Below are 12,097 nucleotides of genomic sequence, written 5' to 3'. Positions count from 1 at the left end.
GAATAGACTAATGAAAAAGAACACTTTTATTGTATGCCTAGCAGGTCTTGGTTTACTTTCCGGCTGTGGCGGTGAAAGCTCTGGCACAAGCGCTGTACAGCAAACCGCGCACAATAAACAGCTATTTGAAGCTGTGCCGCAAGAGGCACAGTTTCAAGTAAAAGCTCTGCAACCTAACTCGAATAATGTTGTTTACACTGATGCAGGTCGTTTAGTCCGCTTTGAAAACAGCGGTCATACGCTCTCTTTAGTAGACACTAAAGGCGTAAAAAACGGCGCTATTCGCCAAGATGATGATGCGTTGCTGTACATACCGCAAACTGCGTCAGGAGAAACGAAATCCAGTGATAAATTAGTCTACAAAGAAGACGATGTAGAGAAAACCATCACTATCCAAATCAATAGCGATCCTTTGTATCCAGAGCAGTGGCACCTGCACAACTTAGGGCAAACTAGCTATACCGACTATGATCTTGCAGCGGATGGAACCACTGATGTTGATATGAGCAATGCGGTTGCGTCCGGCTATCTTGGTAAAGGCGTCACTGTCGCGGTGGTCGATCATGGCGCGCAATTGAGTCATCCAGACTTAAATGTGGGTGAAGGTTCTATGAACCTAGCGACTGGCAGCAGCTATATCCCGATCAAAAATGGTCATGGCACGTCTGTAGCCGGTATTATCGCTGAAAAAGGATGGAACAATATTGGCGGACGTGGGGTTGCCCCAGAAGCGAAAATTATCAGCTTTAACTATCTCGATGTGAATGGTACTGCTTTGGATTTTGCTCGTAGCCATGGCTTTGCTAAAATAGCCGCAACCGATCAAAATGGCGTACCAATCGCAGAGAAGTCATCACTCGATGGACTTGCGCGTATATACAACGAAAGCTGGGCTACCTTGAGCTTTTGTGCGCAAGAAAATGACCCTTGGTGTACTATCGACGCTATTCGCGTAGAAATAAGTCACAAAGGTGCATCGCTAGGCTTTGATGGCAAAGGCATTATTTACATCAAATCTGCGGCCAACAATGAGCAAGGTTATGCTTGGAGAAACTCTAAGTACTATGAACCTATCGATAAAAAGCCTATAGAGTTCTTTGGATTCGATCCTCAAGCCGAACCAACAGTGGTCAACCACGGTCTTCCTTTTAGAGGGGCTATGATGAGTATTTATCAAAACTCACCATACCTAACAATTGTCGGTTCAGTGACAGCACAAGGTAAACAGGCCAGCTATTCAGGCTCTGGCGCCAATATGTTTATTTCAGGTCTTGGAGGAGAAAAACCGTACGGTCGTATCATTACTACAGACATTGTTGGTTGTAATGAGTTCACTGGTTTTTCAAGCTTAAACGTATTTAATACCTACGTTCAAGCGTTTGACCAAGGCCAAAGCGCTGACAACCAACATTGTGATTACAACGCCTCAATGGACGGAACCTCAGCTGCAGCTCCTGTAGTATCAGGCGCGGTTGCGGATATTCTTTCGGCAAATGATGCGCTGTCATGGCGTGATGTGCGTGACATACTGGCGCACACTGCGCAAAAAGTGGATCCTCAAGACAAAGCCGTAGTATTGCCGTTAAAAGACGGAGATTTAACAGCGCAATATGCTTGGGTAACCAACGGCGCAGGGCTTAACTTCAACAATAAATATGGCTTTGGACTGGTCGATATAGACAAGGCCATCGCGATGGCGAAAACCTATAAGGTCGATACGCTAGGTCAATACATTCAGTATCCTAAAGTCGACTCTAGTACACTGGATCAAGACATTCCTGAAGCTAGCGCAAAAGGAATAAAGGATGAAGTGACTGTTGATGATTCAGGCATCATTGAAACGGTTTCACTGCATGTGAATATTGATCATGAACGCCTTAACGATTTACAAGTTGAGCTGATTTCACCAAGTGGTACTCATGCTATTGCGCTAAACCCATACAATGGTATTCCATTGGTTGACACCAACCCAGCCAACAGAATGCACACCTTAAATTTCACATTTGATATCAACACCTTCTGGGGTGAAGATATGCAGGGTAAATGGACGCTAAGAGTCTTTGATGCCAACGATCAAGACTACTCCCAAAACGTCAGTGCCAACTCTCTTGACTACACAAACGCTAAGAAAATCACAGTACCAAACAATACAGTGCCTGGCGTTATTCATAATTGGTCTATTCAAGTAAATGGTCATGCGAAAAAAACCGCTGAACATAAAGGAGCTTAAGATGAAGTTGAATTTAACATGGCTGGCCGTTGCTTTGCTTTTAGCGGGCCCTGCACACGCAGCCTACGAAATCCAAACCGCAAAAGGCTTTGAGCAAACTTCACATATCTATACTGGCGATACTATCCGTGAAGTAGGCAGCATCAACAGCTTCCAAACCAACGGTGAAATCATTGTTAGCGTAGAAAGTGCTCACGCTTCTGAAGTGTTCGATACCGTCAAACAACTTGACGTTCAACTTGTCCTATCCATTGACCGTAGTTCAGACACAAAAATGGTGGTTATCAACGCCGGCGACAAAGACTTACTAGACGTGCAGCAAACCCTGCAATCCCTACCCGGCGTCACCCAAGTAAGCCTATCCGCCAAACAACAAGACCGCGCCCAATAACTTGCGGAACTTGCGGGGTCAGGTCTTGAAATTTGCACATGGAGTCATAAACGACTTTTGTAAATTACGCCTACCCCTGCATTTAGCATTTGTTTGATATGTATAAAGGCCTGACACCCGAGCTCTTTGGGGTCAGGTCTTGAATTTTGCACGGTATCAAAATACTTTGTTAAATGCTTAGTCTAATAGCAAGTGTAGTCATTAAAGTGATTATCCTAGTGAATCAACATTCTTGACCATAAAATTATAATTTTTGCTTTTAGAATGACGACTTATACCAATCACACTAAATAAGTGTTCAGAAATAGGTAAGCCTGCAAATTTCAAGACCTGACCCCGCTTTTAGCTAAGGTGCGACTAACAGTGGAGTAATGCACGCCAAAATACTCAGCAATTTGCTTTAATGTGTACGCTCCAGAATGGTAGGCTTGGCACATTGCTTCTGCTTGATTTTTCGACCGTGCATCATATTGTTTTAGGGATTTAGCTGGGGCTCGTCTTTGATGGCTAGGTATTTCCATTACATCGCCTTGCTTTGCCGAAAGTCGATACTGATGCTCTTCAACAAAAGTCTTACTGCCTAAGAAAACTTGATGCTGTAAGTGCTCCCAAATCTTTACATTATTCCCCTTAGCTACAAATTTGATATACGCTTGTATAGCGTGTTCTCTTTCCATAGAAAACTGCTGTAATAAGGTGTCAGTGAATAGCCACTTCGGTGAGGTGATATTGCCTAATATGTTATGCCAACTAGACCATCGCCACATATTCACATCTTTTACCAAGCCAGCCCGTACTGGGTTCAGAACGATATAACGGCATAACTCTGTCAAATAACTTTCTTTCTCTACCAAAATAGCTTTATAGCGCCCTTGAAATAGATGCCCTACTCGTTCGTATTTGCGATTAATAGCTTGGGTGAACACCCCATTTAGCTGACGCATACCACGACTTAGATTCCCCTCTGGGGTCTCTATCAGTAAATGGTAATGGTTAGGCATCAGACAATAGGCATGCACAACCCAATTATAAGTTTCGCAAACATCGCCTAACACATTAAGGAATAGCTGAAAATCACTGTCTTGAAAATAGATCACCTGCTTTTGATCACCCCGCGAGGTGATGTGATACAAAGCTCCTGCAAATTCCAATCGAAGTGGTCTACTCATCCGTTTATTCCTCTCTAACACCACAGTAAAAATACTCTGGTATCAAACTGCACAAACTGACAAATAAACGGCTCTATTTTACGATCTACCTCGAAGCTTTCGAAGCTTTTTCGGGGTCAGGTCTTGAATCTTGCATTTATGCAAATTTCAAGACCTGACCCCGCACATTAATTAAACGCTCTGGCTATTCGGCCTTTAGAGTTCAATAAGTAAGATCGCGTATATGCTGGGATAAATACCGATTCACCTTTGCGTAGCGTAATCATTTCACCCGACGTATGAGTGATAGAAACCTCACTATCAATGGCAAATAAAATTTCGGCACTATTAACCTTTACAGTTTCGTTTTCAGCTTTAATAAAGCAATCAAATTTAAAATCGGGAACAGGGACGGGATAACTTTGCTTATTACCTTCAAGTTTCGGAGTTAATAACAAGGTGTTTCTTGGCTTTTCTTCAAATAAGGTACAACGTGCAAGCTCTTGTATATCTATATTTTTAGGCGTTAAACCCGCACGAAGAACATTATCAGAATTAGCCATAATTTCTAATGCTGTCCCTTTTAAATAAGCATGTGGGGTTCTAGCGTCTAAATACATAGCATCCCCAGGTTGTAGAGTAAGAACATTCAATATAAACGGAGCAAATAACCCAATATCTCCTGGATAGCTCTGAGATAACTCAATCACTAAAGCAGGTAGATCATCTTCTATCTCAGAGTGCTGTTGAACAGAACAATAGCTCATCAATGCTTCAATAGATTGGCGTTTAGCTTCACTTTCTAACGATAAGATACCGGTGAAAAATCCTTCTATCCCAGCTGCGGTTTTATTGACTTTAAAATCATTTAGTAATGCTTCCACGTTTGGCATCGAAACCTTTGTCACTACATCAGAAAATAAGTCTATGATCTCATTAAATGCACGAAATCCATCCATCGCTTGATAAGGAGTTAACGCATATACCAATTCGGGCTTATGATTCGCATCTCGATAATTTCGTTTTGCACTTTTTATATCAATGCCTTGTACATTTTCTCGTTCAAAACCGGCTTCAGCTTCAGACTTACTTGGGTGCACTTGTATCGAAAGACCTTTTCCTGCTGCTAACACCTTAAAAAGATACGGAAGCTCACCAAACTTCTCTGCGGTATTGCGAGAAAGTATGGTGTGTTTGTTGGTTTCGATAAAGGAAGATAACAAAACCTCCTTGCCATTTTGAGTTATCTTTGAGCATCCATTAGGGTGGGCTCCCATCCAAATTTCCGCTTGTGGCTCGTGAAGAGGGTTCTCAAAACCAAAAAGTTCATGGATAGAAGTCTTACTTCCCCATGGGTAATTTTGAATGATATTTGTCAGTTTAAATAAATATTGTTGCATGATTCTAATCCAGACCATTTGATTGTTATGTAAGGTCCGGAGTTAGGTTTTATTATTTGTATTATTAAATTACATATCACTTATATAATGTATATCTACATTAATCGATGTTTTATAAAGCAAAAAACAAGACCTGACCCCGTTTATTTAACTTCATAAGTACCATGCTTCAAATTTAAAAAAAGACGATCATGCTCAAGTTTAAATATTAAAAATCTCATTAATTAATATAAATATCAGTGACTATATATATGTGAAATGTTAAATTCCATATATATAGTTACTAATGTTCTATTATTTTTTTATTTGGTTATTCATATAAAACAAATCACACAATGTAATTAACATTAATTATAAATAAGTGACCACAACAATAAATCAGATTAAATAATCATTATTAATATAATAAGACTATCCAGATATGCACCTGTATAGTTAACAAATTACAATAATCACCTCTGACAAAGTGGAACCAAGTAATAAAAAAATATGACAGAAACTACACTAAACACCAAAGTTCAAGTGGCAAAGTAACCTGCAAATTTCAAGACCTGACCCCGCTAGAGCATCAGTTTAGGTTGGATAAAGTCGATAAACGCAGATATTCGTTTGGAAACAGAGGAGGATTTGTAGAATACGGCGCTGATTTGCTCTCTTGCGGTATCGGTAAGTGTCTCTGATTCTAACAGTTGTACTAGTCGACCTTCTTGAAGATCCTTTTTAACCATAAACCCAGACAAACAGGCAATACCATTGCCAGCCAATACCAATTGTCGAACAGTTTCACCATTACTGGAGGTTAAACAAGGTTCAAGTGGTTGAAACCCTTTCAGAGGCCAATCATTTAATGATTTTACTCCTGAGAATCCGATAATATCGAAGCTCGGCAGTTCGCTCACTGTTGTAGGTACGCCTCGTTTTGATAGATATTCTGGTGATGCTACGATAAATAATTGGCTTTTACCTAACGCTCTGGCGTGAAGAGTGGAATCACTGAGTTGACCGATACGAATGGCAAGATCAGTTTTCTTTTCTAGTAAATCAACTATCCCTTCATTTGCGGTTAATTCTAGTTTTATATCCGGATAAGCTTGCTTGAAAGGCTTGATCAAAGGGATTAATTGATGGAAAACAAAGGGACTCGCTGCGTCTACGCGCAAACGTCCTTTTGGTAATTCACCTCGTAAAATAATCTCTTCTTCGGCTTGCTGAATTTGTGTTAGACCCGCACGTATTGCATCAATAAATTGACGACCTTCATCTGTGAGCTCAACTCGTCGTGTAGTGCGATGCAAAATAGTGACATTAAGCTGCGTCTCTATTTTATTTACCGCTCTTGATACTCTTGCCACCTGAATATCTAGCGCAAGTGCCGCAGCTGAGAAGCCCCCACAATCCACGACAGCTAATAAAATGTCTAAATCATCGGAACGAGTCAGCATTGGGTGTCCTCAAGCAATATTCTATTACTGTTATTTATAGCAAAAGTTATTTGTTAAAGGCACTGTTTTTCACAATTATCAATTCCGACATAATCCTCCCCATCGAAACAAGGCCGACCCAAATGAATGTCGACCCTAAACACACAATCACTAACTAATGGGAACGATTATGCCTTTAGCACTATTTGCATTGACGCTTAGCGCCTTTGCCATTGGAACCACCGAATTTGTCATAGTAGGACTTATCCCTACTATGGCCGCCGATTTGCATGTGTCATTACCATCAGCAGGACTGCTAGTCAGCCTTTATGCACTAGGTGTTGCCATTGGCGCTCCAGTACTTACCGCATTAACGGGTAAGTGGAACCGTAAGCATGTACTGCTTTTTGTCATGTCTTTATTTGTCGTTGGTAACTTACTGGCTTGGCAAGCACCAACCTACAGCACCTTAATCCTTGCGCGTATTCTTACCGGCTTGGCTCATGGCGTATTTTTCTCTATCGGCTCTACTATTGCGACTAGCTTGGTACCTAAAGAAAAAGCGGCAAGTGCCATCGCAATTATGTTTACTGGTTTAACCGTAGCTTTAGTAACTGGCGTGCCACTAGGTACTTATATTGGGCAAGTTTTTGGCTGGCAGGCAACCTTTTTAACTGTTGCTTTGTTAGGGGTGATTGCGCTAGTCAGTAGTGCGTTTTTAGTTCCAAACAATCTGAAACAACCTTCTATCGCCAAACTTTCTGCACAACTCACTGTGTTAACACAACCGCGTTTGTTACTTGTTTACGCAATTACTGCTCTTGGGTATGGCGGCACATTTACAGCGTTTACTTTTTTAGCACCAATCCTAGAGCAAGTATCAGGGTTTCACTCAAAAGCTATTAGCTTAATCATGCTGGTATACGGCGTATCGGTGGCGATTGGTAACATCTGGGGTGGCAAGATGTCAGATAAGATGGGACCCATTAAAGCACTGACTGTTATTTTCTCAGGCTTGGCTATTGTATTGATTGCATTTAGTTTTACTGCGATTAACCCAATTACTGCGGTAATCACCATCTTAATTTGGGGCGCCTTTGCCTTTGGTAACGTCCCTGGTTTACAAGTCTATGCCGTGAAGTTAGCAGAAAAATATACTCCAGATGCGGTTGATGTCGCTTCAGGTCTTAATATTGCAGCCTTTAATGTTGGTATCGCACTAGGTGCATGGGGCGGAGGTTTGATTGTTGATCAATCTGGATTAATGAACACTCCTTGGATTGGCGCTTTAGTTGTACTTGTTGCGTTAGCGCTTACTCGATTTAGCGGTAGACTTGACCAACAAGCGGCTTAGAACCAAGCGATAAAAAATATCAGGTCTTAAATTTGCACTGTGGTTTAAGTGCAAATTTCAAGACCTGACCCCGCATCAAACGCTTAATAACCAAAAAACCAATATCAGACCATTTATTTCGACAGCCTGTTTTCTATGTATGGATTAATGGGAATAATGCTTACACTGCACTCACACACAGTAATATCGAATATGATACGTTGCATGAAATTGTTACTCTCTATTTGGATTGAATGTGAAAAAATATAATTTAGTTGCTTTATGTGGCATTGCGCTACTTTCATCTTCAGCTTTTGCAAGCTCTGATCCTTCTGGCTTTTACGTGTTAGGTGCTGTAGGTACTACGGGTATTGATGACGGGGGTTATACTGATGATTTTAATGACAACGTAAATATCAGTCAGCCATCTTTTGATTCTGAGCTAGAAACCAAAGGGTCTACTAAAACCTATAGCATGGGTTACCAAATTAACCGTATTGTGGGCGTTGAAGCGACTTACATGGACTACGGCCGTATTAATCTTAACCAAAAATCAGCGGGTGTAAGTACTGGTTCGAGCCAAGTTTTTGCTCCTGAGTCTTTCTCAGTATCGGCTAACTTAGGTTACTCATTCCACAATGGCTTACGTCCATTTGCAAAAATTGGTATTTCTTATATTGATTTTGGCGTTGAAGATGCTGGCAACTCGTCATTCAAAGACATTAATGGACATGGCGGTATCCATATTGGTGCCGGTGTTGAATATGCTTTAGATCTTGGCGAAAACCATGGCAACGTATTATTTAGAACAGGTGTTGAAGGTGATATTGCCAATGTTGAGCTAGAGGGCTCTCAAGGTGCATTTATCGAAGACAACTACAACTGGTCTATCGCAACCCTATACGCAGGTGTTGGTTACCGCTTCTAATAAATAATCTTCTATCGAAAGGTGGATGTTGATCATTCACCTTACTTCTCCCTTCTTCCCGCCCAATTCAAATATTTTCTATCAACGATCTGTGTGAACTGTTTTCTAATAAACCCTGTGATTGATAGTGCCATGCAAATTTCAAGACCTGACCCCTCTCTGATTCATCGTGCCGTGCAAATTTCAAGACCTGACCCCGCAATTGAGGTTAAGAAGGCTGACAATAGTGCCAGCCTTTGATTTTAAAGAGTTGGATTATTCGTGGCTTGCCCAGAAGTCGTAGACGACTACTTCACCATAGTCTTTAGGGTTGTCGGTGTAGTCCCCTTCAGATTTGGCGTTGGATTGGGTGTAGTTACCGATTTTGAAATAGGCATCTTTGTAGCTACGGTTCATCACGTAGTCATTTGCGCCGTCTTTCACTAAGTATTTATCGGCGTTGCCGTTTTCGTAGGCTTGTTGCAAGTTGCCGTCTTCGCTGTAGTAGACGTAGTGTTTACCATCAACCACTTTAAAGATAACTTCTTGTTCAGTGCCTAGTTTGTAATTGTTTTCAATGGTGACGTCATGATGCAACTTACCGCCGTTGAAAGATAAGAATAGATGCTGACCTTCAAGGCGCATTACCATAGCATCGTCGATGCCGGCGGTTTTGTCACCATGAATTTGGGTTGCGACTAGCTCATTTTTCACTATCGGTAAGTGGGTAATGGCTTGTTTTGAATAGACAACATGAGTACCTTCCGTAGTCCAAAAAATATCTGAGCTACCATCGACTGTACGTTCTCTTAGTTCAGAACGGATGTTGTGTGTATTCGGTGTTGTACCGTTGTTGTGACGGATTGGCGCCTTAAATACGATACCATTGCCTTGATCATTGACGTGGAAATACTCATTGGTCACATGGTATAGCTGTTTCTGCTCAGCGCCCGTTGGGAAGGTGATTTTCCATTGTTTGTAATTGCCCATAAGATCAGATGGATACTGAGCATTACGTGCTGCTACGCTGTGGCTCGCGTGTTGTGCTTGTTGCGATTGATGAGATTGCTCGGCGTGATTGTGGCTTGCTTGCTTAATGGTATTGGCTGGCGTCAGCAATGAAGCGGCAATCGAATTATCAACATGCTGTTTCGGCCCTGATACCGCATGAGTCTCTACGCCATAGATTTTGGTCTCAACAATTGAGTTCCATTCTGAGCTATCAGAGTTACCTTCACCAGTAATACGGACATAACGGGCGTTGCTATCATCAACGTCGACATTCTCATAGCCAGAGCTATCACCTGATGACATGCCACCTTCAAGCACTGGAGTCCAATGGTGATTATCTTTAGAAGTATCAATATGGAAATATGAGCTGCGAGAGTCGCCTTTAAACCATTTAATCGCCACTTTTTGCACTTGTTCTTGCTGACCTAAATCATAAGTGATGCTCTTACCTACCCCCTCAGAAGACCAGCGGGAATCACCAGAAGTATCACCGTCAATGGTATTTTTTGGAGAGTGACCGTCATTGCTGCCATCGTCCATCGCCGATTGGATCAGCAATAACTGCTGCTGTTGTGAGTGAGCATTATGCTGTGCGTGCTGAGAAGAAGTAGGCGTTGCCTTTTGTTGGCTAGGCTGCTGAGTAGAGTGTTGAGGTGCTGTTGAAGTGCTAACCTCAGTAAGACTGAAATCGTCAAAACGGCCTTCATCATTATGATACGCACCGAAAACAGTTATCTTGTTCGCTGAACCAGAATTAAACGGCACAGTCACTTTTTTATAATCGTGATGACTACTGCTGGTGCTTGAATAGTGGTGTCCATTGACGATAACACCCACTTCACCATCCCCTTGAATATAAGCCGTCAGTTCATAATTGTGATTACGTTGCACAGTGACTTGTTGCTCGAACATACCGTGAGAGCCAGTGATTTTAGCCGATTTTTTACCGCTGTGTGCATCCCCAGAAATTGCCGATGGATCCGTATCACTCCAGTGAGAGAAGCCATTTTCAAAGCTAGCATTGTTAATGTTAATTGAAGCAGCATTTGCCGTATACATTACAGATAGGGACAGTGCGGCAGTAACCGCAACGGTAATATATCTTACTTTTGTTTTGTAACTCATGATTATTATCCTTAATACATTATAAAGACGCGATAACCATATGATAAACATCTTGTTTTATTGCTCCGCTCGGTGCTAATCATATTTTAATACAAATGTTATCGACCCCCGCTTTATACTCCTACACAGAGTGCAAAAACTTTTAACTAAGTCATAACCAATAATAAAAACGTAACTAAATGTAAATAAATGCTACGAAGATCACACAGAAAAAATACCATTTAGTTCAATAACATACAGATAACACTCAATAAATAGATATAAATTCTTGGGGATTTTTAGCTTATTTGTAGCTATTTTTACCCAACAAGGTAGTTAAAAAACAGCAAAAATTTGATGCACGTGGTTGATGGGGGAAATAAAGGCAGATCTAACAAAAAAGCTCATACAGTATGGAATACTCTATGAGCTTTTATAGCTGGTTTTTTTAATATAAAAACATCGAAGTCTATTAATCTTCCTAGTTTCTAAAAGGTTGTCCCTATATCACTAAACACCGCTTTGGTTGTCGATGAATAAGCGATACCAAGGTTCCAACCACTTGATGTGGTGGCATTAATACCGGCAGCAACGCCAAACAATGAATGGGTTTCACCCTCTAAGAAATAATCACCCATTGAATAATCTGAGTGATACGAGAGATATTTTTTGGTATACGCATATTCAGGCCCAACCCAAACACTAATAGGTTGTGACATATCTAATGTATAGGTTGGAGCAATAGAAAGCGTAATCGCACTATTAACATCATTTCCTGGTGTGCGTTGATGCCAACCAAATGGCTTATCCATTATATTGCTGTAGTTTTTCGTATCTTCAACACCACCGCTAAAGCCCAACTGTCCGCGCCAACCAATACTATTTCGAGTATTACGTTGTGCATAGACATTCAAAGCAAAGCCATCAGAATAAGATGAGTGCCCAAGGCCGACACCGAGTTGAACCATTTTTTCATGATCAATTTTATTTTTATGACCAAGGGTTCTTACACTGCTTGATGTTTCAGCATGTACCGAAAAAGAAACGCATAGCGCTACTGCTGTAATTTTTATTATGTTCTTAATTATCACATTCTTCCCTATTTTAGTTCTCGCTATTCGTTCGATCGCTCCAATTGAAGAGCATGCATAC

9 protein-coding genes are annotated in these 12,097 nt (G+C 41.2%); 4 read left to right on the top strand and 5 right to left on the bottom strand.

The features are described from left to right. Nucleotides 1-10: 10 nt before the first annotated feature. Together QV280_RS03875 and QV280_RS03870 are read left to right on the top strand one after the other, a co-directional pair. Nucleotides 11-2,230, top strand: coding sequence for a S8 family serine peptidase (locus QV280_RS03875; protein WP_152821727.1), 2,220 nt, complete (start codon nt 11-13; stop codon nt 2,228-2,230). Nucleotide 2,231: 1 nt separating this feature from the next. Beyond that, nucleotides 2,232-2,621, top strand: coding sequence for a hypothetical protein (locus tag QV280_RS03870; protein ID WP_152821724.1), 390 nt, complete (start codon nt 2,232-2,234; stop codon nt 2,619-2,621). 323 nt (nt 2,622-2,944) lie between these two features. Here the strand turns inward: QV280_RS03870 and QV280_RS03865 are convergent, their stop codons facing one another. From QV280_RS03865 to QV280_RS03855, 3 genes are all read right to left on the bottom strand, one after another. Then, complete coding sequence (locus tag QV280_RS03865) at nt 2,945-3,790, bottom strand: REP-associated tyrosine transposase (RefSeq protein WP_039970033.1); 846 nt, start codon at nt 3,788-3,790, stop codon at nt 2,945-2,947. A gap of 167 nt (nt 3,791-3,957) precedes the next feature. After that, nucleotides 3,958-5,169 (bottom strand): mannose-6-phosphate isomerase, class I, encoded by a 1,212-nt coding sequence (gene manA, locus QV280_RS03860; RefSeq protein WP_152821722.1) that lies wholly within the window; start codon nt 5,167-5,169, stop codon nt 3,958-3,960. A gap of 560 nt (nt 5,170-5,729) precedes the next feature. Beyond that, a complete protein-coding gene (locus QV280_RS03855; protein WP_152821719.1) occupies nt 5,730-6,611 on the bottom strand; it encodes a LysR family transcriptional regulator in 882 nt (293 codons plus the stop codon). 169 nt (nt 6,612-6,780) lie between these two features. Between QV280_RS03855 and QV280_RS03850 the strand changes: the two genes are divergently transcribed. Both QV280_RS03850 and QV280_RS03845 read left to right on the top strand, forming a co-directional pair. Beyond that, nucleotides 6,781-7,944 (top strand): MFS transporter, encoded by a 1,164-nt coding sequence (locus QV280_RS03850; RefSeq protein WP_152821717.1) that lies wholly within the window; start codon nt 6,781-6,783, stop codon nt 7,942-7,944. Between the two features lie 235 nt (nt 7,945-8,179). Beyond that, complete coding sequence (locus QV280_RS03845) at nt 8,180-8,851, top strand: outer membrane protein (protein WP_023402840.1); 672 nt, start codon at nt 8,180-8,182, stop codon at nt 8,849-8,851. Nucleotides 8,852-9,106: 255 nt separating this feature from the next. Here QV280_RS03845 and QV280_RS03840 read toward each other — a convergent pair whose 3' ends face one another. Further along, complete coding sequence (locus QV280_RS03840; protein ID WP_301540001.1) at nt 9,107-10,966, bottom strand: polysaccharide lyase family 7 protein; 1,860 nt, start codon at nt 10,964-10,966, stop codon at nt 9,107-9,109. A 467-nt stretch (nt 10,967-11,433) separates the two neighbouring features. Beyond that, nucleotides 11,434-12,036, bottom strand: a complete 603-nt coding sequence (locus QV280_RS03835) for a hypothetical protein (RefSeq protein WP_152821714.1) — start codon at nt 12,034-12,036, stop codon at nt 11,434-11,436. Nucleotides 12,037-12,097 lie beyond the last annotated feature (61 nt).

The organism is Vibrio sp. B1Z05, assembly GCF_052955985.1.
This window is presented reverse-complemented; position numbering and strand designations above follow the sequence as displayed.